The following is a 25,533-nucleotide window of genomic DNA, read 5'->3' on the forward strand; positions in this document are numbered from 1 at the left end:
GATTAATCCTCAACACTAGCAATTTCTGCCGTTGGGGTATTATCTTCTTTTTCTAAATTATCTTTATCTCCAGTTAAAGCAAGATTCATCCCTTCAATAGGATATTCAAGTGTTGATACAATGATTTGATCACCTGACTTTAAGCCACCTGAGATAATAACGTTTGCGCCACTATTTCGAATAATATTAATTTCAGCATAATGTAATGTAGACTCTTCATCTAAAAGTGCTACTCGACCCTCTTTAACTAAATAACGCGGTAATGTAGTTGCTTGTTCAATATGCTGACCAATAATTTGGGCATTAACATATGAACCAAATCGTAAAGGTAATACGTTAGCTTTTTGAGATGTTAAAACATAAGGGTCTTTTACTTCAGCAACCAGATAGTTCATACGACTTGTACTATCAATAACACCTTCACTTCTTATTATTTTAGCTGACCATTCTTTGGTTTCACCTGAATACGTTCCTTCAAGCATAGCAATAGTGTCAACACCACTACCGTCAAGAAATTTGAGTTGCTGGTCTGCAACAGGTAAACGAATTTCAGCAACGGCTGTTCCTAACAATTTACCAACATTAAACGTCACACTAACAAATGAACCTAAGCCAATATTACGACTTTCGATCATGGCATCATAAGGCGCTCTTATTTCTGTTCGTTCTAAATTACGTTTTGCTCGAAGAACAGAAGCTTGCGCGGCTTTTACTTTAGCAAGCTCTTGCGCTAACTGTGGTTTACGTAAGCTTAGTTCTGATGGTGAAGCATTAGTAATAGTTTCCCACTCACTTTCAGCAACCTTACCTTGAGCTGTTTCCTGCTCTAAAGAAGCTTCAGCTGAAGCCATATTCGCTTCAGCATCAATCAAGTTGGCTTCATAATCACTTGGATCAATTCGCGCAAGTAGTTGGCCTTTTGTTACAAAACCACCTGGAACAAATAACGGAGATAACTCAACTATTTGACCACTCACTTGTGCCACCATTTCAGTTTCATATTTAGGTTTTACAATCCCATATGACTCAATATTAAGAGTCATTGGAGATACAGTAATAGTTTCAACCGATACAATAGGAGTATTCACAACCTCAACTTTAGCTTCAGGTGGTTTCCTCATACTTATAAAAGCAAAGGTGAGTAAAATACCTATTATTAAAATAACGAAGGGTAAGATTATTTGTTTTTTCCGTGTCACAAAACACTCCTTATGGGTAGCCTTATAAGTCATACAAGTTGAATTTATAAGGTGAATAACAATATTTTTATTATGAAATATTAAAATGAAAGCTAATTTATTGTCTAACTTCTATCTATAAAACTCTCGAGTTGCAAATACTTGTTACAATATTTGAGCCTAAAAGTTACAAGGCAGTTTATTTAATAAAAAATAAAACAAAAGACATATTAAACAATAAGTTAAAAACACCAGATAAAACCTATGATGTTTGATATTAGGCAATAGAAAAATAAAGACTAGTAAATTTAACTATTTTTTTAATTTTTACACTAATTATTAACGATATACTTAAGTTATGTTGCTTTTATAAAGTACACACTCAAGGTAACAAAGCGTTAGATTTATCCAATAAACACAAACTAAAACAAACCTTGAATAACCTCTAACTCACATTCATATATATTACATACGAAATAACTGACGATAGGGATCCACAATGATTGATAAAATCGGTGCGTTTTTCAAACAACTACATTCCGCTCATAAAGAAAATGATGAAAACGAGCTTTCTTTAGAAATAGCATGCACCGTACTTTTATGTGAAGTAATGAAAGCTGACGGTATTTTACAAAAAGCTGAAAAAGTCTCTCTTAATGCTTTTATTGCTGAACAATTTAATCTTGAAGAAAGCGCAATTAACGAAATAATTCAGCTTGCTTTAACAGCCAGTGATGATGCGACTGATTTTTATCAGTTTACTAACAAAATAAACCAGCACTATACCATAGAACAACGTATGGAAATAATAGGTTATTTGTGGAAACTTGCTTACGTTGATGGTGAATTGGCGACTCTTGAAGAACATATTATTCGAAAAATTGCCGATTTACTTCATTTAAGACACAGTGAATATATTCAAACAAAGTTAGCAAATACTCCCTCATCTTAAGCTGATGATGTATTATGTATATTATAATGTATTTAATTACTTTTGATTAACTACGACTTCTTATTATTTCTAGAATAACGGCGAACATAAATGGCTGACTTAGGTAAATTTAATACACTTTCTGTAATTACAGTAAATGACACGGGCGCATATTTAAATGCTGATGATTTAGGTGAAGTACTTCTGCCAAATCGTTTGATCCCAGAAAACTGTGCAGCAGGTTCACAAGTGAGTGTTTTTTTATATAAAGACTCAGCCGATAGAGTTGCTGCAACAACTCAACAACCTTTAGGTGAAGTTAACCAATTTGTTTCATTAAAAGTTGCCGCCATCAATAAAATGGGTGCTTTTTTAGATTGGGGTCTACCAAAAGAATTATTGGTGCCTTACAACGAACAACATACCGAAATGGAAGTGGGTAAATATTACCTAGTACGAATTTATTTAGATTTACGTACAGAGCGCATTGTAGCTTCAAGTAAATTAGACAAATTTATTGATGTTTGGCCAGCTGACTACCAAAAATGGGACAAAGTTGATCTTATTATTGGTGGCAAAACAGATTTAGGCTTTAAAGCTATTATCAATAACCTACATTGGGGTTTACTGTACGATAATGAGATTTTTCAGCCCTTAAGAATTGGTAAAAAAATTACAGGGTATATTAAACAAGTGCGTGAAGATGAACGCATTGATTTAAGCTTATCTCGTCCGGGTGAAGGTAAAGTAAATGATTTTAGCCAAAAGCTTTTAGATTACATAGCTGAGCATAATGGTGTTAGTCCATTACATGATAAAAGCTCGCCTGACGATATTCAGAAAGCCTTAGGCGTAAGTAAAAAAACCTTTAAAGCCACTGTAGGTAATTTACTTAAAAAAGGTAAAGTTAAAATAACACCTGAAGGCATTACACTTATTTAAGTTAACTTTACTTAATAAGACTTTATTAACGAATAAGATAGAAATAAATGATGGCAGAACAAGCAGCAGAATCAATAAGTACATCACAAAAAGTGGTCGAAGTTATTAATCCAGCAAACTTATTAAAAAATGAAATAGATCAAATGGCGCAGATTTACCAAATCGTCATCGACTTCTTCACTAATTACAGCTTCCAAATCGTTGGCGCTATAATTATTTTTATTATCGGCTATATATTAGCAGGTAAAGTAGCTGGCATGCTTTTACGCGTATGTGAACGCCATAAACTTGATGTAACATTAAGCCGTTTTATTGCTAATAGCAGCCGTATGATCTTAGTACTGATGATCGCTATTATGGCTTTAGGAAAACTAGGCATAAGTGTTACACCATTTATTGCTGCCATTGGTGCTGTTTCTTTAGGTGCTGGTTTAGCCTTACAAGGTTTATTATCAAACTATGCCGCAGGTTTTAATATTATTATTACTCGCCCTTTTGTTGTTGGCGATACGATTGTAGTAAAAAACGTAACGGGTGTTGTTAGAGAAGTATTACTGGCTCACACCATTATTTATGATGAAGACAACGTTAGAATTACCATTCCTAACAAACACATCGTAGGTGAAATATTACAAAACTCACTACATGATTCGCTACTAGAATTGAATGTTGGCATTGCCTATAGTGAAAACCCTATAGAAGTCATCGCACTTTTAGAAAAGGTAATTTCAACAACAGGTGTAGTAAGCAAAACGCGTGAGCCACAAATAGGTATTGATGAATTTGCCGATAGCTCTATTAACATCTCTGTCCGTTTATGGACACCTACCGTTAATTTATATACAGCTAAATTCACCGCTTATAAAGCCATTTACTTAGCGCTTGATGAAGCTAATATTCAAATACCATTCCCGCAACGCGATGTTCATATGATACAGCCTGAAACTAAGGTTTAAGGCTGTTATATTATACAGCGAGGTATCATCATACCTCGCCGTATAAAGCTTATCTATTCACGTTTCAGTAATACCAACAGTAAATAACCTTTCCTTTAAAATATACCTCCCTACTTCTTTTATATAGCCAAAAAATAGCTGCAGTTGAATACTTTAAACTTTCTGGTTATTATTTGTTCACTAAAAATAATAATATGTAAGCTGAGTTCGGTTTAAGATATTTTTGATTGATTACAATTTCTAATAATATTTTAACCTCTGCTTTAACTCTTTAGCTGACAGTTCATCTACTTTAGTCCATAAGACAGGCAAGATACTTTTTGCATTAATGTAGAAAAAGTAAAAGCTAGAGAAACATTAGTTAAGCAGAGTTCAGGTTACGCTAAGTTCACTTTCCCTCGTATTGAGGAATACCATTATTGTGTTGTTAATGGTTTATATAAGGATATCAACACATGGCAGTCTATCACTCGGCACACTCAAAACAGCTAACCTCAAAACTCTTACTAACGTCAATCATCTTCATTACTCTATTTATTAGCTTATTCTCACATTCAGTTCATGCTTCAGATGAAAGCGAAAGTGTTGACGCTCAAAAGTATCTAGTCGGTACTTATTCTGGAATGCTAGGTTTTAAAACTCCTGTTCCTATAGAAATCGCACTTTGGTTTACTATTAAAGATAGTAAATACGATCATGCAGAAGTCTCAGGAACAATGATCACAGGAAAAAACAAAGCACAATGTACCTATAAATTGAAACATGAAAACTTCTATCATAAAGAAACAACCGGGGACTATCCTGTTGGAGTAAAACAATCCCTGAAAAACCTAAACAACCCTGTTTATGTATCTTATTTGGCTGAACCAGCCCTCAATGACTCTAATTGTTTTGTTCATGGTTTACTTAAAAGAAGACAATCTTTTAAGCTTACTTTTACATTAGCTGGAGGAGATAACAAACGCTTTACTATTGATTTTAGCCAACGCAATAACCGTTCAGGTAGAACTAAAAGTGCCAAAGGAAAACTGGTTCGCAGCTCTCCTTCAAAACCAATGGAGCAATTAATACTTACTGCAAAAAAATTACAATTAGAAACTCCAAACCTTTCAGAAATGACAATGCTAGAAGATTCAAAACAAAAGCTTACACCTGACTTAGCTAGCAACTTGGTCGTAAAAGGGTGCAGCGATTTTTATGCTCAAACAAGAAATAGTATTGAAGATAAAGGAATTGATAGGATCATCACCTTTCCACTTAACGATGATCTGTTCATTAGAATAAGTAAGAAAAATGAAGAACAATACATTGAACATAAAATCACAACGTCAGACCAAGCGCTTTTATCCTCAATTCAATGGCAAGCATTAACGTTAGCTTCAGACAAAAACTACGCTGGTGATAATGGCTGTGTTTTTGCTGACGCACATAAAATAGCGTCGGCTTATGGTCTTATCGAAAAATATAGTCGTTTACCAACATCTCACTCAAATCATCATCAGATGATGACTAAATCAAAAGATATTTTTATTGTAGAAAAAACAGGCATAGATGTAGTTCGTACTAAAACATCAATCTCTGAAGAGAATATAGCTTTACGCCGCTATGGTGTAACGGGCATATTTCGATCAGGTGATTTTACTCGTAAATTCATTTGGTCAGATAAGCTACAAAAAGCAACATCCTTGTCTTACTATAAAGATTTCCATTCAGACAAAAATTTTGCATATAAAGAGGATACCGTAGAAGCTATATTTACACCTGTTGATAATGCGATAGAACACTTTGGTGGTTCAGTGTTTACGTTAATTGCAACGAACCCAAGTCAATATCAAGTATGTCCTATATGGCAAGGCGAAGAGGCATCATCCACCTGCCCTCAAAAAATAAACAGCGTAGGAAGAAATCAGCTCTTTGTAACTCATAGTGAAAAAGCTGCACTTACCCTATATCAAGAATTATCACCTCAAGCTAAATTACTAAACGCTAAAAAACTCACCTATTCACACAGTAAAAATTGTTTAACAAAAGCATACTGTAACTTTTCTGCATCCGACTTTATTATCGCCATTTACAATAATAATTACGGAGAGTTTAAAAAACAGAATGAACAATATACAAGTGCGATAGTTGATCGATATAAAGATCAGATACTGGTTACTAACGCAATTATAAAATCAACAGGCGTTAAACAACCTAAAGAGAATACCTTAAATCTATTTCCTTATTTTGCGGAATACTACTTACATTTATTTGACCAGAAATATCCTGATTGTGATCGCTCTCAGCAAAAGCTAAGTATTCGTTCTGATACAAAGGCATACTCTATTGTTAATCAATATGGCAACACGGTTGAAAAACAAGACAGTGTCGCCTTATACAGCGATTACAATATCCCCACATCTTTGGTCTCAATGTGTAATAAAATTTGTGCACAAGCAGAAGCTTCCCGTTCGCTTAGCGACTTTTCAAATATGATGGCACATCCATCCATGGTGAAAATATTAGATGGTATTCATCAAACAATGGACACTTTCTCGTGCGGCAGTATTGAAATTATAACCTTAGAAAAAGGTATGTTAGGTATTTATGATGCAATCAAAACAAGGCATAAACAAAGCCCATACCAAGAAAGAAGCTCGCTATTGTAATACTCAACTTAGACCCTAGCTAAGCGATGATATCTATTATTTTTCTTGAAAATTTAAAACAAAAAAGGCGCATAAAGCGCCTTTTTCTTATCTAACGTTCACGACTCATAGTCACTTGAGTAATGAAACAATATTACTGCGTGCCACCAATAGTCATTTCATCAACTTTCAATGTCGGCTGACCCACACCAACAGGAAGGCTTTGACCATCTTTACCACATACACCAACACCTGCATCAATAGCTAAATCGTTACCTACCATGCTTACATTTTTCATTGCTTCTGGACCGCTACCGATTAAAGTTGCGCCTTTAACTGGAGAGGTAATAACACCATCTTCAATCAAGTAAGCTTCTGAACTTGTAAATACAAATTTACCTGATGTAATATCCACTTGCCCACCAGCAAACTGAGGCGCATAAATACCTCTTTTAACTGACTTTATAATATCTTGCGGATCACTCTCCCCCGCTAACATATAGGTATTTGTCATTCTTGGCATAGGAAGATGAGCGTAAGACTCTCTACGGCCATTACCAGTAGGTTTAACGCCCATTAATGAGGCATTATGCTTATCTTGCATGTAACCTTTTAAGATACCTTTTTCAATCAGCACATTGTATTGTCCTGGTGTACCTTCATCATCAATATTAATAGAACCACGGCGATTCGCCATAGTGCCATCATCAACAATCGTACAAAGCTCTGAAGTCACTTGTTGACCTACCTTGCCAGAAAATGCAGAAGAACCTTTACGGTTAAAATCACCTTCTAAACCATGACCAACAGCTTCATGAAGTAATACGCCAGGCCAACCAGCACCTAATACTACAGGGAAGTTTCCAGCAGGCGCTTCAATCGCGACTAAATTAACTAAGGCTTGGCGCACCGCTTCTTCAGCATAGTTTAAGTATCGAGCTTGTTTGCCTTCAACTTCAAAGAAATAGCTGTAATCAGTTCGAGCTCCACCACCTGAACTTGCACGTTCACGTTTACCGTTTTCTTCAACTAATACTGAACAATTTAAACGAATTAATGGACGAATATCTGTTGCGTACGTGCCATCTGTTGCTGCCACAAGAATTTTCTCAAACACGCCAGACAAGCTAACAATAACCTGTTTAACACGTTTATCCATTGAACGCGCATGAGCTTCAACTTCATGTAATAGATTGATCTTTTGTTCTTGTCCTAAACTATCTAAAGGATCTACACCGAGATAAATTTCAGGTTGAGTTTGACGGCTAAAAGCTTTCACCGATCCACTTTGTTCGGCTTTAGTAATACCTTTAGCGGCATCAGCAGCTTTAGTTAATGCTTCTGGAGAAATATCATCTGAATAAGCAAAACCTGTTTTTTCACCTGAAATAGCTCTAACACCAACACCACGTTCAATATTGTAAGATCCTTCTTTAACAATACCGTCTTCCAACATCCAAGACTCATGTCGACTTGATTGAAAGTATAAATCTGCAAAATCAACATTACGTTGAACCATGTTATGTAACGTTTGATTTAAAAAATCGGTATCTATCTGGCTATCAGCCAAGAGCTCGCGCTCAATATTATTCATATGGGGTCAACTTAGATGTAAATTTATTATGGTTCATTACTGGCATAGCCTCTCGTACTTTTGCCAACTCTTCTGGTGAATAAGTTATCGTTATAATGCCTTCACCATCAGGTGCACACGCTTTTATTTCACCCCAAGGTGATATAATCATACTGTGCCCCCATGTTTCTCTTCCGTTCTCGTGTGTACCTTGTTGCCCTGCAGCAATAACATACACTTGGTTTTCAATCGCTCTAGCTTGTAATAATGCCTGCCAATGCGCTTTACCTGTTGTTGCTGTAAATGCGCTAGGTACAGTAATAATATCAGCACCTAATGTTCTTAACTGGCGGTATAATTCAGGAAAACGTAAATCATAGCAAATACTTAAACCAATATGAGTGCTTTTAGTTTCAGCAACCCTGAGTTTTTTACCTGCTTGAGTATGCGTTGACTCTAAATATTGTTTTTGACCGTCTGTAACTTTTGCGTCAAAAAGGTGAATTTTATCGTAGCGTTGAATAAGTTCACCGCTAGGTGAAAACACTAAGCTCGAATTAGTAAACCTTTCATTATCTGTTTCTTGCTCTTCATTCGTTAGTAATAATGGAATACTGCCTGCCACTAGATATAATTGATATTTTTTTGCTAAAGCAGCTAATGCGTCAGCCGCAAAATTATCTTTGTTATTGAGTTTAGCTAGGTTTAACTGGTCTTTCTCTGAACCACCAAAAAACAAACAACATTCTGGCAATACCACTATATGTTCATCTGCTGGAGTTAACGCTTTTAAGAATACTTCTATCGTTACTAAGTTATGTTCAACATCCGGTTTTGAACATAGCTGAATTGCGGACAAACTAACCATCTACTTCACTCTTCTTCGGTAATTCAATTGTTTTAGATTCACTATTTAATTCTTGCTCATTGCTAGGGAGAATAACATCTGGTGGACTTAATTCGTCAATAATTTGAGGTGGCGTTGTTTTACCTACACTAATATTACGTGTTTTACGGTTTACGTCTTTAAATATAGGTTGTGACATACTTCCCGTAAGCTCAAAATTCATCTCGTAATACACTTTGGAGGTAATAACTTCTTCCAGTGCAAGCCCTGCTAAAAAGGTCACTGGATTCAGAGTCGCAATCCAAGCTAATGCAGGTAAACTAGAGGTTACATTAGGTTTGTATGACATTCTAATATCAAGCACTTCTTTACCTAAATCAGTATTACCTTTCACTTCTAAGTCGCCTGCCGCACCTTGCATAAACATGTTATCGGTATACATGATGCCACCTTTCATCTGGAAATCACCTTCAATACTGCGATAAAACATACCATCAGCAAAGATGTCTCTAAAATCGAAACTTAATTTACGCACTAATGATTGTAAACTAAGTACAGAGAAAACACGGGCTTGATCGGGTACCTCAGCTAAATAACCATCATCAAGGGAGGCGTTAAATTGACCGTTTACTTTTGCGATTGAAAAATCATAAGGGCTGGCTTGCCAATCAAAAGCAAACTTACTTTTTAAGCCACTATCTTTAATGGTTGGCGTATAGCCTAATTTTTCAGTTTCTTGTTCAAGATCTTTAAGATCTAACGTGCCTTGGATATTAGTTATATTATCGTTTTCAAACTGGCTCCAATAACCCTCTAAATTTAGAGTGAATTTGTCTCTTGTGGCTTTGAATTGTTCTAAGTAGATCTGATTTTCATCATCTCTTTTTATCGTAAAGCTCACCTTACCAAAATCAAGATTATCAAGTTTACAACTTTCACAATTCACTAATAATGGTGGGAGTTGCGTATAAAATTTTTGATTAAATTTATTTATTTCATCTTGCTTAACAGCAATATCCATCGCTGTTTCAAGCTCAGTTGCCTCATTTATAGGGGCATCAGGAAGTAATTTTGTTAGATGAACAAAGTCAGCATTAATTTCTATACCATTTTCATAAAGATCTTGGTTTAGGATAACTTCGCTGCGAACTTCCTTTGAATTGATATCTATAAGCCAAGCCTGTTCATTTTTGGTTAAAGTCAAAAGCGCATCAGATAAGCTATAATCACCATATAATAAAGTGTCTACTTTTGCTGTTATCCGTTCAGGACTTTCCAGTATAACCGTTTGTTGAGGTTCGTATGGATGACTAAAGCCACTTATACAATCAATAACATCAGTAATAAAAGGTTGCCATTGTGCAACATCAGCTTGGGCTAATTTCGAACTAATATGAAAGCCTCTAGTAGGTAACAGCATGTCTTCACTGCCTAAAACTAAATGGGCTTTATTGAAGCTTACTTTTTCGTGATCAAGTACACCATAAAATGTTAATTGTTCACCGATCGCTGCATTAATCGTTGTATTTTTGTTTTGTCCCGTCACTTGAATATTAGCGCTAACCTTTTCATTTGAGGTCTTTGCATAAGGCTCAGGCAATTCAAGTACCAATGTATCTAATGTAGAATTAATATCCAGATCATAAGTAAAGCCGCCTTGATTAAACATGTTCAAGGATAATATGCCATCCCAAGCTAAATTCCCTGAACCATAAGTTTGTAACTGTTCAGGTAATTGATCTTGCCATTGCTTAGTATTCCAATCGGCATCTATTTCGATATTGGTATTATAAAGAATACCTTTATCTTGAGCATTTACCGATAATGCCAAAGGCATACCGCGCCATAATAAATTAATATCCTTTGTTAATATTTTATCGTTATTAAAAGTAAGTTGGCCATTAACTTTGGTAAACAGCATATTAGGTGCTTGCAAGTTAATGTTATTATCAGAAAAATTCACCGTACCTTTAACTATTCCCGTTGCAGGCTTTCTAAGTGGTAAAACAACACCAAAGTCTCCCGAAATAGGCCCTGTAATAACTAAGCTCTTCAATGCTGCGCCCACTGTTTTTTGTAGCGGACTTTTCTCCATCAAGTTACTTACGTATTCAGGTTTTAAATTATCAAAGGTTGCATTAACTTCTAAAATAGTCGCATGCTTTAAGTCTTCAATTTCAACACTAACACCACTCACGTCGATGTTTTCTAAATCACCACTGCGACCAGTAATTAACATACTATTATTGGTGAAGTTTAAGTTAGCATTAAAGTTTTTAATTGCAGGCCACTTTGGTTGGAATTTAAATTCAGCATCACTAATTTCCAAATCAACTGTGAATATGCCTTCATTATTTTCAAAAGGAAATTTATTTAAAGGGCCATTAAAGAGAACTTGACCTTGGTCTATATTCCCTTTGACAAGCGCACCATTTAAGTAATTTACAAGCACATCACCCATAATTTTTTGAGGGTAATAATGATTAGCTAAACCAGCATCACCTCTGTTAATTACAGTAAGGAGAGACATTTTGGCGTCTTCATTTTGTGGCTTTTCAACAACAACATCAGCCGACACTGATATTTCATCAGAAGTAAATTCAATATCATTACTACTAAAAATCCAAGAGTCTTCACCAAATGTGAATCTTGAATCAGAGTAAAATTGATTATATGGAATAGGTTTTACAAAATGCTCACCATAATCTAATACACCTTTTTCTGCATTCAGTTTAAAGCGCAGTGTTTTATCTTTAAATGAAACTTCTCCGCCTAAGTTTGATATACCTGGAATTTTTTCATAGGGATAACTATTAATGTCTTTAAGATCAGCGATAATCGACTGCTGATTTTCAGAAAGTTGTACAAACAAGTTTTCGACAAAGCCATTAGGATTAATGTGGGTGAGTAGTTCAGTTAGGTTTTCATTATTAGAAAATAAAGGTGATATTTCAGTTAACCCTTGTACGTTCAAATGACTAATATATCCGTTATAAACCCCTGCCTTTTTTTCGAACTGAATACTGGTAGGATCCCACGTATTTTTAGGTGTAATAATGGTTAACGGGCTTGATGCTACATTAAAGGTTTTGAACTCATTATTTTGATTTATACCATCACCAAAGTTTGCTAATAAATATCCTTGGTTGATACTAAAAAACTGATCTATATTTTTATGTGTCCAGCTTATTTCATTATTACCTAAAGCAATAAGTAACGACGATGGCATACCTTTTTTAATAGATAACCAACCATCAAAGTTAATAGCGGAATGAGTGTCTCTGTTGTCTATGGCGAAAATAGTATCAAGCCAAGGTGTGATGTTTAATTGATTAGCTTGAAGGTACACTTGACCATCAAGATCCTCGATATCGTCACCATGTAGGTCTAATAAAACTTTAATGTTATTCGATGTTAAGCCATCTAAAATTACGTAGCCTTTGGCTCTATGTCTATCGCCATCGTTCAACCAATCAAGTTCATTAATAACCAATACTTTTTCAGTTTGATTGGTTTGAAAAATAATTTGGCTATTATGCAAAGAAAACCGACTGATTTGATCTAAAAACATCTCCGTGACTCGAGCGATTAAGGGTTTGTCTTTATCAATTTCTTTTGAAGATTTGTGCAAGCTTTTGATAAATACTTGAGCGCCATCAAGGGTTACATCTTGGGTAATCACACGACCTTTAAGTAAACTTTGCCAGAAGTCTAAATGCACATGAATTTTATCAATGAATATATCGGTAGATTGGGTTTCTAATAAGCTGACTTGCTTGAGCACGATTGATGGACCTAATTTCTCCCATTCCATACTCAATTTACCAATGCTGATATGACTGCCATTAGCATTGTTGATGAAGTTTTCTAAACCGTCTTTATAATTTTCAACATAAGGAAGGAATAAGCGTAAGGCACTAATTAATACAGCAAAAATCACCAATAAAATGGCAATAGTTTTGTAGACTCTGTTTAACCAACGGTTAATTACGCGAGAAGTGCTCATTAATTTTACGGCATCACTTATTAATTACATTAGGAAAAATTTTACATTGAATATTACATCCCAAAAAATCACTAAAATATCATCTCAGTGGTAACGAAATGTTCGGCTATAACTCTATTATAGCTGAGTTATAACTAGATCATAACAACATCAAACTGTTCTTGATTATACATAAGTTCCGTTTGTATTTTAATATCCTTACCAATAAACACTTCAAGCTCTGCTAAGTTATGATATTCATCATTTATCAAGGCTTCACTAACTGCTTTAGAAGCATAAACAATAAACTTGTCAGCATCGTGTGCTCGGTTAACTCTTACAATTTCTCTGAGTATTTCATAACAAACACTTTCACATGTTTTTAGATGACCACGACCCGCACAAACCGAACACTCTCCACATAAAATATGTTCGAGACTTTCTCGGGTACGTTTACGTGTCATTTCAACAAGCCCTAATGCTGAAAATCCACTGATGCTAAATTTAACATTATCTTTAGCCATAGCATTCTCTAAACTACTTAAAACCCGACGTTGGTGATCTTTTTCATTCATATCGATAAAATCGACAATGATAATGCCACCTAAGTTTCTTAAACGTAGTTGCCTTGCTATAGCTTGTGTTGCTTCTATATTTGTATTGAAAATGGTTTCTTCTAGATTACGATGTCCAACAAAAGCACCTGTATTGATATCAACCGTGGTCATAGCTTCTGTTTGATCAATAATTAAGTAGCCACCTGACTTTAAATCGATTCGTCGGTGCAACGCTCGTTGTATTTCATTTTCAACATCAAACAAATCAAATATTGGACGCTCACCAGGGTAATACTCAAGACCATGACTTAAGTTAGGTGCAAACTCTGCGGTGAACTCAATAACTTGATCATAAGTTAACTTTGAATCGATACGAATACGCTCTAATTCTGTACCAACAAAATCTCTTAATACGCGGAAAATCAAAGACAAATCTTGATAAATTGCGGTTTTGGTTACTTTGCGCTTTTTTCTTTCAACCACTTTTGCCCAAACTCTTCGTAAAAACTCAGCATCTTGTTTAAGCTCTTGCTCTAAAGCACCTTCAGCTGCTGTTCTTACAATAAAGCCATGAACATCATCACAAAATGGTGTGATGATTTTTTTCAAACGATTACGTTCTTTTTCATCTTCAATACGCTGCGAAATGCCTGCTCTACCTGTTTCAGGCATCAAGACTAAGTAACGTGCTGCGATAGTAATATCTGTAGTTAAACGTGCACCTTTAGTTCCTAAAGGCTCTTTAACAACCTGCACCATTAAGTGCTGACCTTCTCGAACTAAGGTACGAATATCAGGAACTTGATCGCTTGATGATTCATTAGCTGAATCGTCTTTATTAAGAATAAGTTTCGAATTAATATCAGAGGCATGCAAAAAAGCGGCTTTGTCTAAACTAATATCAACAAAGGCAGCTTGCATTCCAGGTAAAACTCTAATGATTTTACCTAAATATATGTTACCGACAATGCCACGGTTAGCTTCACGTTCAACATGAACTTCTTGTAATGTGCCATTTTCGATTAGTGCAACGCGAGTTTCACTAGGTGTTACGTTTACCAGTAACTCTCCACTCATATCTTATCCTCTGATCTACATTGTATTGGCGTATGTACACCAAATTTAGACAGTAATTGTGCCGTTTCATATAAAGGTAAACCAACTACGGCGGAATAACTACCTGAAATATTAATAACAAATTGTGCAGCTATGCCTTGAATGCCATAAGACCCAGCTTTGTCTTGAGGTTCACCTGTTTCCCAGTAGCACGTAATTTCATCTAAACTAAGGACTTTAAACGTAACATCTGTTGTTATGGCCTCTGATAGTACTTTATCTTTACTGATTACGGCTATAGAAGTTAATACTTGGTGGGTATTGCCTGATAGCATTTGCAGCTGCGCAATACATTCATCAAGATCAGCAGGCTTTCCTAAAATACAGTCGTTATAAACTACGCTAGTATCTGAACCTAATACAACAGCAGAATCTTGATGCGATTCTTCTATATTTTGATAAGAGGCTTGGGCTTTTTCAATCGCTAATCTATTAACGTAATCGAAGGGTGTTTCGTTCCCTTTAATATCTTCATTAATATTGGCAGGTTTACACGTAAACGTATAACCAATTTGTGTAAGCAATTCTTGTCGGCGAGGAGATTGTGAAGCTAAAACTAAAGATAATGTCATAAGGTTGTCTTTTTATATCTGGTTAGAAGTAGCTATGAGATGCTATTTAATCTGAAAATGGCGACGTATTTTTCTTAATAAAAATAGTGCCCATGGCCATAAAATGATAGTTGTAATAACGGGATATAAATAACTTGGGAGAAAAACAACATCCGTTAAAAATCGCTGTATCCAAAATACAAGTAAATGGTACAAAGCAGCAACAACACCTACAATAATAGACTGCTGCCAGATAGAGAAGTTTCTAATTTTTTGAAAGTTTTCAGCAATAATAAATACACTAATGGCTAATGCTGCAGCATGAACACCTAATATAGACCCTAAAAGTACATCTAAAATAAAACCTAATACCCAAGCGGTAATAACGTTAACACGTGAAGGTAAAGCCAAACACCAATAAATTAAAACCACTAAAACCCAATCAGGCCTAAAGGCATCAACACTTAGCGGCATAGGTATAATACTAGCGATTAACGCTAATAATAATGTTAATAAAATAATAATACCGTTATGAGCTAGCATTATTGGTCACCTTAGTAGTGTCTGTACTTTTTGTTTCAACTTCTTTTGTCTCAGTTTCGGCAGGCGTTTTAGTGCTCTTCTTATTATCGATAACGTCAGCAGTTTCAGCTTCATTTCCTGTCCAAAGCAATAACAAATAACGTAAGCGATCTATTTGTGCAACAGGCTTACTGTAAAGTTGAGCAAAAGCGCGAGATTCATCTTGATTCACTTTTATAATCGTTGAAACGGGATAACCCTCAGGGTATTTGCCACCTAAACCTGAAGTGACTAAAACGTCACCTGTTTTTACATCACTACTGTGCGGTACAAAATTATGTATTAATGTATCTATATGCCCCATGCCATTCGCTATCATACGTATTCCGTTACGACTTACACGCACAGGTACAGCATGAGTAACATCTGTAATTAAAATCACACGGCTACTTATGGTGCCAACGTTCTGAATTTGTCCAACAATGCCTCGTTCATCAACAACAGCCTGCCCTTCGTAAACACCATCATTTGCACCACGGTTTATCACAATTTGATGAGTATAAGGGTCACTATCTACCGCAATAACTTCCGCAACCATCTTTCTCGTCTCTTTACGTACAGGAGATTCAAGTAACGAGCGTAAACGGATGTTTTCTTTCTCAAGCATGGAAAGTTGCATGAGTTGTTCACGTAAAAGTAATTCATCTACTTCATAACGTTGATTTTGTTCGATGAGATCTTGTCGAGAAGTAAGGTTTTCAGCTGTCCAAGTCATCATGCGCTTTGGAGCTGTAGCTAAATATTGAAGAGGACTAACAAATGACTGTAAATATCCACGAGTAGTTTCAAAACTACTAATGTAGTGATCAAAAAATATCAGGAATATCGAAAAAATCAGCACCAACAAGAGTCGGTGCCGAGCAGAAGGGCCATGTTTAAATATTGGGCTCATAGATATAGCTTTATCATTGCTGAATATTTGAGGCTAAGGTTTGTTATTCGTAAGAGAATAAATCGCCGCCATGCATATCAACCATTTCTAAGGCTTTTCCGCCGCCACGTGCAACACACGTTAATGGATCATCAGCTACAACAACAGGTATACCTGTTTCTTCCATTAATAAACGGTCTAAATCTTTTAATAAAGCACCACCGCCTGTTAGTACCATACCTCTTTCTGAGATGTCTGATGCTAATTCTGGAGGAGACTGCTCTAAAGCAACCATAATCGCGCTAACAATGCCTGTTAGTGGCTCTTGTAGTGCTTCTAAAATTTCATTGCTGTTTAACGTAAAGCTACGTGGAACACCTTCAGCAAGGTTACGTCCTCTTACTTCAATTTCAACGACTTCTTCGCCAGGATAAGCTGAACCAATTTCATGCTTGATACGCTCAGCAGTGGCTTCACCAATTAAGCTACCAAAATTACGACGTACATAGTTGATAATAGCTTCGTCAAATTTGTCGCCGCCAATACGTACTGATGATGAATACACAACACCGTTAAGTGAGATAATACCCACTTCAGTTGTACCACCACCTATATCTACAACCATAGAACCTGTAGCTTCTGAAACTGGCATACCTGCACCAATTGCTGCCGCCATTGGCTCATCTATAAGATAAACTTCACGTGCGCCTGCACCTTCGGCTGACTCTTTAATTGCTCTACGCTCAACTTGTGTTGAACCACATGGAACACACACTAAAACTCTTGGGCTTGGGCGTAAAAAGTTATTGCTGTGAATTTGCTTTATAAAATGTTGAAGCATTTTTTCAGTAACAAAAAAGTTAGCGATAACGCCATCTTTCATTGGACGAATAGCTTCAATATTACCAGGTGTTCTACCTAGCATTTGCTTAGCAGCAGAACCTACAGCTGCTACACTCTTTGAACCGCCTGATTTGTCTTGTCTAATAGCTACAACCGAAGGTTCGTTTAGTACGATACCTTGATCTTTAACATATATCAGCGTGTTAGCTGTTCCCAAATCGATTGATAAGTCATTAGAAAACATGCCGCGTAATTTTTTAAACATACGGTGAAAATGTCCTTTACAAATTGCATAAGAAAATACTCATGCTGTTATCCACGTTTAAAATGATAAAAAACGCAAATAAATAGAATTTAAATTTAAGTTGCTAATCATAACCCAGTATCAATCGGATGTGTGCTACCTTTTTTCAAAAATACAGAAATATTTCGTTTTTTATAATATTTTAAAAGACATCGACACATGTTGGACTTTAATTTTACATTCGCTATAGACTGAATAAGCAATAACTGAAGGATTAAAATATAAAAATGAATGTAAATAGAAGTGAAAAATCTAAAATTTGTTACATAATTTGTAGTAAGTGAACTTTTAAATAATTAATTAAAGTTAATTAATTGCTTTAGCCTGAACTTCGATGGTTCTGGATGTAACTTCACCATTAATTTCACACTGGCCAATACTCGAAATAGTATAATAAGTGGTAGATGATTCGTGAGTTATTGAAGAACATTGCAATGTAGCTAAACACCCACTCAACCCATCAATACTTGTGAATGATTCATCTCGAGAATTATTGTCGCAAACGCTAGGCGTCCCACCTGATGCTTCAATTAATGGAAAAACGTTCTGCATTTCGATTTGGATACCCGATTGTGCTGCGTTATAGGCACGAGTCCCTAATACTTCATAAGTATAAGCATCTTCGTTGCTTTCCATTATTTCAATTAATGCAGCTCCTAATAAAGACATGATCACTAAAATAAAAATACCAATGACTAATGAGCTACCTGTTTGAGTAGTTTTTAACTTTTGATTAAGCAATAACATGCTAAATATACTTTTTGAGTTATGGCGCATTTGGAATATGTACCTCATTGTTAAAAACAACAAACTCTTCATTTCTACTAAAAATCAATTTAATTAATGCCGTTGAATTCCTAGATTGAGTTGATTCAGATACTCTAAATGGGTATTCCCCTGCAGCGGCATCAAATAGTAAATCAGTCGCCATTAATACACCGTTAGTGTCAAAAAAAGTAGCGGGTGTTGCATTATCAAAAGGATCATTGCCTACAAAGCGTTTTAGCTCTGTTCTTCTTACACAATAACTGACTTTGCTATCAATAAAATACAAACGTTCTGTGGGTGAGTCGGTTTCAAATAAAATATCATTACTAAAGTTAATATCCCATTGTTTACTGTTACCCACCGCTTTTGAATCATCAATAATAGCATTTTCTAATAACCAAACTTTATTGCTACTAGCGTTATATATATCGGCTGTATTAAGAGGATAAACGGCAACTTGTACGTCACTTGTGCCATCTAAAACTAAGCCATTTAAATCAAATTCAACAACAGAAAGTGTTTTACTTTGTACCTCATTAGCATCGCTCGTTGGAATATCTAAATAATGTACTGCATTTAAAATAGGCGTATATTGAATACATTGAATTTCTGAAGTATGAAAACCCGTAGTCGGATTACTCATCACACTATTAGGTAATGCTGAGCGTAACTCACGATTTAATCTTTCCATAGAAAATCTTGCGGTAGCAATAATTTCAGAGCGATTTTTCACATCAACAAACATTTCTGAACCTATCTTTAAAAAGCCACTAATGCCTACAGACAAAACGCCGAGTAAAATAATAACAGTAACCAGCTCAATTAAGGTAAAGCCATTCATTTTTGATAGGCGATTCATTAGAAGTTAGCCTTATAACTTGAAAAGGTTATTTCCACACCTTCAGCTGTAGTTACCGTAATAGTAATAAGTTTAGCAATACTAAAGTCACTATCAGGTACACCATCATAATTACCATCATTGATGACATTTATATTTACTGTAAAACCTTTGTAAAGATCAGCGAGTGCTGTATCAGAGTTACTACTTAATGAGTCTTCAATAAGTGAATTATTAAGATAGTAATTATAATCATCTACGTCATCAAATAAGCTTCTATTATTTCCTTCTTCACTATCAGTTTCATCACCAGAAATAACCGTACACGTTTGATCAACATTGCCATCTTTATCTGCGTCTTCTCCACAACGAAGCATTCCACCCATCATATCTGAGTTATCATCAAAAGCTTTACCCATAATTTCGCTCATTATGGATTGACCTAATTCAGCGGCTCTAATTTGATGTATTTGTGTTGCGCCTTGCGTGGCTGTAGGCAAGATCATTTGAAAAAGCACTGTGAATGAAATAGATAACACCACTATGCCAATAACAAGCTCAATAAGGGTAAAGCCTGATGCTTTTTTATTGTGCATGAATAAAACCTTCTGACTCTATAACCACACTTAAGTTATCGTTAGCGACAAGCTGAATTTGACACGGGTTGTTGCAGGAAGTAGGTCTGCCCATTGAGTCAAAGGTAAATGACATCACAGGAGAAAATGACAGGCTATGAGCATTATCTATTTCAACCGTCGGCACATCCAAGTTATCAGTATTAATATTACAACTAGCACTTACTGATACTTTTTTTGAGGCAACAACAACGGTATGACAACCATCTCCATTGGTAGTAACATAATCTTCTGTTTGCTGCATTGCACGTAGCTGAATGTTTCTTAATGTAGAAACTAACTCGGCTTGGTAAGCGTATTCTTCAAATCCTTCAGAATTAAACATTTTAGGCGCAACGGTAACGGCTAAAATCCCCATAAGTACAATAACGAGTACTAACTCTATAATGGTAAAACCTTTATTAGCTCTATTTTTTGAACCTATAAAAGTTTTAATGCGCGATTGCAAAGTAAATGGAATGTTATTTTTATTATTCATAGACATAACAAATGAAAAACTTTCTTAATAGTTAGTACAATGATAGTACATAAATTAGTATCTTGAATCCAAGAAATATCAGCTAGTAATTTATTAAACGCCATATCAACCTAAAAAATGAATAAAAAAAAGAGAGCCTATGCTCTCTTCTTATATAAAAAATATTATAGAAAATTAACAGTCATCCGTATCGACAGTTATAACTGGTCTTGTATCGGAGCTCGTGCTATCTGTATAAGAAACAAAACACTTAGCATCTTCAGCATCATCAATATCAGCATGTGGAGTGTCTTGTGTTGGGTACCAAACAATTTTACCAGCATCATCTATAGATATAAAATCATCAGAGCTTAGGTCTAATACTTCATCCCATACTTCAGTTGTAGCTGATGGCCAACCATTTACTATAGCTATTGTTGTTGAATCATCAATATCCACTGTTGTTGCTGCTGTTGCCCCTTTCACTAAAACCTTAGCGTGCACCATAGTTGTGGCACTTTCTACCGAGCCTCTTACTGCTTTAATGGTTGACGCTTTAGCATCACCCGTTAAATCGATAAATTTAGGTGCTGCTGTTGCAGCTAAAATACCTAAAATAACGATGACAACAACTAACTCAATTAGTGTAAAACCTTGCTGAGTTTTTAGAGGAGATTGATTTATTATTTTCATAAAAGTACCTACAGTTAAAAAGTGATTATTATGTTTTTTGTTTTAATTACAGTTAAATATTTATATAGACAACAATTTCACTTGTTGCTGGTTTATACGTAAAGCTATTGCCCACTTCAGTTATTGTTCCAGATGGAACTACAAATTCTCCTGAAGCATTCTTATTTAATGTTTCTTTTAAGAAGTAATGACATAAAGAATCAGCGTCACTTCCTGAATTAGTAACATAGTAATCAGTAGAGTTAACATCATTCAATGTTGTAATAGATGTTGTGGCTCTTGGTGGTTGTTGCAATATACTATTTAATACGTCTAAACAATTAGCTTCAGTAAAGCCTGCTGCTAACGTGTTTCCATTGTTTACCCCTGAAACAGAGCTAACAATATAACCTGCACGAATGCCTTCGGTTGTATTTTGTGTGGTTAGAAGAACAAATGTGCCATCGTAATCAACAACATTTCGGTTGGTTGTATCTGTTGGTCGGGCTTCAGCTTCCCATTGCGCTCTTGCGAGAGAAACTGCGGTAGCAAAACCACCAGCCATACCTTCAATATTAGCTTGTTTAGCTTGATCTGTTAAATCAAGGAATCTAGGGATAGCAGTTGCTGCTAAGAAACCTAAAATAGCAACCACAATCACTAATTCTATTAGTGTAAAACCAGACTGTTTTTTCATCATAACACCATAACTTTTATCATTAAATTAATTGTAACAACGATTTACTTACAATACTACGTTACCCTATAGGGTAAGTATATTTGTTTCAATATATAATTTTCACGGCTCATCATTTCGAGATAATGTACCGCTAACTTTGCCATTTTGTGAGTTATATTGAAAATATTCACCCAAGGGTAATTCAAATTGGCAAATTCTACCTATGTCCATATTATGCTTTTTAACTTCTACAGCGGCTATGGGCATTTTCATTAGTACCATAGGCTCCATGATCACTATGTCCCAGATTTTTGCGCAAGCAAGATCATCATCTGTTGTATCTATCCAACCTTTACTATTTACTTTTATAGGCTGAACTTTATTATCAAAAACCGCTTTAACAATATTAGGCTGCTTATCCATAAACCATTGCGCGTGAACTGCCGTTACTTTACCTGCAAAGCTTTGAGTTACTTTATTAAACCCTACTTGTTTTAGTTGATCTTCTTGTTTAAAGAAATAATGAATAAAGCTCATCATTAATATAGCTAACAAAACAACAATTATCACGATTTCGGCTAATGTTCTTTGTTTTTTATTGGAAGCTTTATGTTTATACATAGCTACTCTTTAATTATAAAAGCTGTATTTATCATTATTTACCTTGGAATGCTGACATCATATCCCACATTGGTGTAAATATACCTAGAGCAAGTATGAGTACCATTCCTGCAACAATCATTATCATAATAGGCTCAATCTTCGCAGTTAAATTACCGAGTTCGTAATCTACTTCACGTTCGTAGTATTCACCTACTTCTTCAAGTAGTTCATCTACGCGCCCTGTTTCTTCACCAACTGCGATCATTTGTAATACGAGTGACGTAAACAAACTACTTGAGACTGCAGATCTTAAAAGGCTTTCACCACTTTCAATTGACTTACGCATGGTTAATATTTTTTCTTTCATATAACTGTTATCAACAGCATCTGATACTAAATTCAGCCCTGATGTCATAGGCACACCCGCACGTAATACAATGGCAAAACTATGAGAGAACCTTGATAAAATTGAACGTTCTATAATACTACCTACTATAGGTAAATTAACTTTGCGTTTATCCCACCAGTATCTGCCTTTATCTGTTTGCACGTAATGACGAATCCCAAAAAAAGCAAATACACAGCCAATTAATAAGTGAGGCCAATAATTGAGAAAGAAGTCTGAGCTGGCGATCAATATCTTAGTCGCCACAGGTAAGTCTGCGCCTAATTTAGTAAACATGTTCGCGAATGTAGGTACAACAAAAATATTCAGAATGACCATAGCCATAACAATTGCTATAAGTACAAATGATGGATAACGTAAGGCACTTTTAATTCTTTTACGCGTTTCTTGTTCGCGATCAAAGTAGCTGGCTAACTTAGCAAACGCATCATCTAATTTACCTGTATTTTCTCCCACATGAATAAGAGAGATAAATAACGGTGGAAAAATCTTAGGATGCTGGTTTAAAGCTGTCGAAAGTGTATAACCACCTTCAAGTTGATCTGAAACAGTCATTAACGCAGCTTTAAGTTTCTCAGAAGTCGTAGAGTCAGCCATACCGTTTATTGCGCGTAATATTGGTACACCTGAACGCATCAATGCATACATTTGACGACAAAAGATGATGAGGTCGTCTAATGAAACTAACTCAAAGCCGAGTAATTCATTTATATCTATCTGAGCCAGGCTCGTTTCTTTTCCATTACCTTTAGCCACTTCAATAGAAATAGGTATAATTTGTTGGCGAGAAAGCTGCTCTGCTGCTGCTGCAGAGCTTTTAGCTTCAAGCTTTCCTTTAATTTGAGAGCCTTTAGCGTCTCGACCAATATAACTATACGCTGCCATATTATTGTTTACCCAGCCACATCTACGGTTTCAACTAATCGAAGAACTTCTTCTACACTTGTGACCCCTTGAGTAGCATAATCAAAAGCAGCCATAGCCAATGGTGTGAAGGTTGGGTTAGCCTTAGCTAAGTTTGCAAAACCTTCTGAATCATCTTTTTTAAGTGCCGTCATCATGGGCTCATTCATTTCAAGTAATTCAAATACACCAATTCGACCTTTATAGCCTGTGTATTGGCAACTTTGACAACCTTTACCATGTTTAAATTGGTGTGATGTTGCACTCTCATCTACTAGGTTAGTCAACCATAACTTTTCTTGGCTGTTAGGTTCATAATCAATCGCACAGCTATCACATACTTTTCTCACTAATCGTTGAGCAATAATCGCTCTTAACGAACTCCCAACTAAGAAACCTGCTGCGCCCATATCAATTAATCTTAGCGCGCTGGTTATAGCATCGTTGGTATGTAATGTAGATAATACTAAATGACCAGTTAATGCGCCTCTTAAGCCAATTTCTACTGTTTCTTTGTCTCGCATTTCCCCAATCATAATAATATCGGGATCTTGTCGTAATGCGGTTCTTAGTACAGCCGAAAAGGTTAAATCTATTTTACTGTTAATTTGAACCTGATTAACACGAGGTAATCGATACTCAACGGGATCTTCAACAGTAATAATTTTTTTACTTGATTGATTTAATTCACTCAAGGCTGCATAAAGAGTTGTTGTTTTACCACTACCTGTTGGTCCAGTAACTAACACCATGCCATGCGGTCGGCTAATTTGATGACGTATACGTGCAATTAAATCTGCTGGCATACCTGTTTCATCAAAAGTCAGTAGTCCTGCTGTTTGATCAAGCAAACGCATTACTACGGATTCACCATGCTGAACAGGCATTGTTGACATACGAACATCAACATTATGACCACTTATTTGTAAGTTAAAACGACCATCTTGCGGTAAGCGTTTTTCTGAAATATCTAGACCAGCCATTAATTTCAAACGTAAAACCATGGCGGAGGCAATTTTGTTTTCTTTAAGAATGTTCTCTTGTAAAACGCCATCAATACGTTGACGAATACGTAATTGGTTTTCATCAGGTTCGATATGAATATCTGAAGCACGCATTTGAATTGCATCTTCAAATACTGATTGTAATAACTTACCTACTGTAGCGTCGCCGCCTTCATCACCAAAAGAAGTGGTTAAGTTAAAATCAGCTGTTTGATCGTATTCTTCTTCTAGCTGACTCGCAAACGATTCAATATCAGCTGTTTTACGATATAGGCCATCAAAAGCTTCAAAAAGCTGTGATTCCATAACAACGGCTAACTCTAAGCGTTTAGGTGCGAGCATTTGCTCAAGCTGGTCTAACCCACCTAAATCGGCAGGATCACTCATACCTATAAGTACAGATTCACCTAAGTCTTCAATAATTAATGCACGTAAACGTCGGGCATGTACTTCAGGTAATAATGAAGCGACTTCTGATGGAATACGCCTTTGGCTAATATCAAGAAATGGAACACCAAGTTGCTGAGCTAAAAACTCAAGTAATTGTTTTTCACCAATGTGACCTAGCTCAATCAGCGTATCACCGAGTTTTCTACCTGTAGATTTTTGGCTGTTTAATGCCTGCATTAGTTGTTCATTAGTCACAATATGTTCATGTACTAATAAATCACCCAATCGCATTTTTAATTTAGGTGCGGCCAT

At 35.7% G+C, this 25,533-nt stretch carries 22 protein-coding genes; 4 read left to right on the top strand and 18 right to left on the bottom strand.

Features of this window, described 5'->3' with window-relative positions; genetic code table 11:
* Positions 1-2: 2 nt before the first annotated feature.
* Positions 3-1,199: an efflux RND transporter periplasmic adaptor subunit gene (locus tag ACPUVN_RS13650; protein WP_426359781.1), complete on the bottom strand. Its 1,197-nt coding sequence runs from the start codon at positions 1,197-1,199 to the stop codon at positions 3-5.
* 478 nt (positions 1,200-1,677) lie between these two features.
* Here ACPUVN_RS13650 and ACPUVN_RS13655 point away from each other — a divergent pair, with 478 nt between their 5' ends.
* From ACPUVN_RS13655 to ACPUVN_RS13670, 4 genes are all read left to right on the top strand, one after another.
* On the top strand, positions 1,678-2,130 hold the full coding sequence (locus ACPUVN_RS13655; protein WP_426359780.1) for a TerB family tellurite resistance protein: 453 nt from the start codon (positions 1,678-1,680) through the stop codon (positions 2,128-2,130).
* Between the two features lie 90 nt (positions 2,131-2,220).
* The gene (locus ACPUVN_RS13660; RefSeq protein WP_426359779.1) at positions 2,221-3,051 is read left to right on the top strand and encodes a CvfB family protein; all 831 of its coding nucleotides are present in this window, start codon (positions 2,221-2,223) and stop codon (positions 3,049-3,051) included.
* Positions 3,052-3,098: 47 nt separating this feature from the next.
* Positions 3,099-4,007 carry a mechanosensitive ion channel family protein gene (locus tag ACPUVN_RS13665; RefSeq protein ID WP_426359778.1) on the top strand — a complete coding sequence of 303 codons (909 nt, stop codon included), beginning with the start codon at positions 3,099-3,101 and terminating at the stop codon, positions 4,005-4,007.
* Positions 4,008-4,462: 455 nt separating this feature from the next.
* The gene (locus ACPUVN_RS13670) at positions 4,463-6,658 is read left to right on the top strand and encodes a hypothetical protein (protein ID WP_426369257.1); all 2,196 of its coding nucleotides are present in this window, start codon (positions 4,463-4,465) and stop codon (positions 6,656-6,658) included.
* A 133-nt stretch (positions 6,659-6,791) separates the two neighbouring features.
* On the opposite strand, the gene tldD is transcribed toward ACPUVN_RS13670, so the two are convergent.
* The 17 genes from tldD to ACPUVN_RS13755 all read right to left on the bottom strand — a co-directional run bounded on the left by tldD (position 6,792) and on the right by ACPUVN_RS13755 (position 25,533).
* Positions 6,792-8,231, bottom strand: coding sequence for a metalloprotease TldD (tldD, locus tag ACPUVN_RS13675; protein ID WP_426359775.1), 1,440 nt, complete (start codon positions 8,229-8,231; stop codon positions 6,792-6,794).
* A complete protein-coding gene (locus tag ACPUVN_RS13680; protein WP_426359774.1) occupies positions 8,224-9,078 on the bottom strand; it encodes a carbon-nitrogen hydrolase family protein in 855 nt (284 codons plus the stop codon). Before ACPUVN_RS13680 ends, tldD begins: the two co-directional genes overlap by 8 nt.
* Positions 9,071-13,063 (bottom strand): YhdP family protein, encoded by a 3,993-nt coding sequence (locus ACPUVN_RS13685; RefSeq protein ID WP_426359773.1) that lies wholly within the window; start codon positions 13,061-13,063, stop codon positions 9,071-9,073. The genes ACPUVN_RS13680 and ACPUVN_RS13685 overlap by 8 nt, the downstream gene beginning before the upstream one ends.
* A gap of 134 nt (positions 13,064-13,197) precedes the next feature.
* Complete coding sequence (gene rng / locus ACPUVN_RS13690) at positions 13,198-14,676, bottom strand: ribonuclease G (protein WP_426359772.1); 1,479 nt, start codon at positions 14,674-14,676, stop codon at positions 13,198-13,200.
* Positions 14,673-15,287: a Maf family protein gene (locus ACPUVN_RS13695; protein WP_426359771.1), complete on the bottom strand. Its 615-nt coding sequence runs from the start codon at positions 15,285-15,287 to the stop codon at positions 14,673-14,675. The genes rng and ACPUVN_RS13695 overlap by 4 nt, the downstream gene beginning before the upstream one ends.
* 42 nt (positions 15,288-15,329) lie before the next feature.
* The gene (gene mreD / locus ACPUVN_RS13700; RefSeq protein ID WP_304367848.1) at positions 15,330-15,809 is read right to left on the bottom strand and encodes a rod shape-determining protein MreD; all 480 of its coding nucleotides are present in this window, start codon (positions 15,807-15,809) and stop codon (positions 15,330-15,332) included.
* A complete protein-coding gene (mreC, locus tag ACPUVN_RS13705) occupies positions 15,796-16,740 on the bottom strand; it encodes a rod shape-determining protein MreC (protein WP_426359770.1) in 945 nt (314 codons plus the stop codon). Before mreC ends, mreD begins: the two co-directional genes overlap by 14 nt.
* A gap of 43 nt (positions 16,741-16,783) precedes the next feature.
* On the bottom strand, positions 16,784-17,827 hold the full coding sequence (locus ACPUVN_RS13710; RefSeq protein ID WP_426359769.1) for a rod shape-determining protein: 1,044 nt from the start codon (positions 17,825-17,827) through the stop codon (positions 16,784-16,786).
* 345 nt (positions 17,828-18,172) lie between these two features.
* Complete coding sequence (locus ACPUVN_RS13715; RefSeq protein WP_426359768.1) at positions 18,173-18,643, bottom strand: hypothetical protein; 471 nt, start codon at positions 18,641-18,643, stop codon at positions 18,173-18,175.
* The gene (locus tag ACPUVN_RS13720; protein ID WP_426359767.1) at positions 18,633-19,493 is read right to left on the bottom strand and encodes a PilW family protein; all 861 of its coding nucleotides are present in this window, start codon (positions 19,491-19,493) and stop codon (positions 18,633-18,635) included. Before ACPUVN_RS13720 ends, ACPUVN_RS13715 begins: the two co-directional genes overlap by 11 nt.
* Entirely contained in the window at positions 19,493-20,068 is a 576-nt protein-coding gene (locus ACPUVN_RS13725) for a type IV pilus modification PilV family protein (protein WP_426369258.1), read from the bottom strand. Before ACPUVN_RS13725 ends, ACPUVN_RS13720 begins: the two co-directional genes overlap by 1 nt.
* A complete protein-coding gene (locus ACPUVN_RS13730) occupies positions 20,058-20,585 on the bottom strand; it encodes a type II secretion system protein (protein WP_426369259.1) in 528 nt (175 codons plus the stop codon). Before ACPUVN_RS13730 ends, ACPUVN_RS13725 begins: the two co-directional genes overlap by 11 nt.
* A 174-nt stretch (positions 20,586-20,759) precedes the next feature.
* Positions 20,760-21,257 (bottom strand): type II secretion system protein, encoded by a 498-nt coding sequence (locus ACPUVN_RS13735; RefSeq protein ID WP_426369260.1) that lies wholly within the window; start codon positions 21,255-21,257, stop codon positions 20,760-20,762.
* A gap of 52 nt (positions 21,258-21,309) precedes the next feature.
* Entirely contained in the window at positions 21,310-21,933 is a 624-nt protein-coding gene (locus ACPUVN_RS13740) for a type II secretion system protein (RefSeq protein ID WP_426359763.1), read from the bottom strand.
* 102 nt (positions 21,934-22,035) lie between these two features.
* Positions 22,036-22,536, bottom strand: a complete 501-nt coding sequence (locus tag ACPUVN_RS13745) for a hypothetical protein (RefSeq protein ID WP_426359762.1) — start codon at positions 22,534-22,536, stop codon at positions 22,036-22,038.
* A gap of 34 nt (positions 22,537-22,570) precedes the next feature.
* Complete coding sequence (locus ACPUVN_RS13750; RefSeq protein WP_426359761.1) at positions 22,571-23,809, bottom strand: type II secretion system F family protein; 1,239 nt, start codon at positions 23,807-23,809, stop codon at positions 22,571-22,573.
* 8 nt (positions 23,810-23,817) lie between these two features.
* Positions 23,818-25,533: a GspE/PulE family protein gene (locus tag ACPUVN_RS13755; RefSeq protein WP_426359760.1), complete on the bottom strand. Its 1,716-nt coding sequence runs from the start codon at positions 25,531-25,533 to the stop codon at positions 23,818-23,820.

It is taken from the genome of Pseudocolwellia antarctica, assembly GCF_049933045.1.
Classification (GTDB): domain Bacteria; phylum Pseudomonadota; class Gammaproteobacteria; order Enterobacterales; family Alteromonadaceae; genus Pseudocolwellia.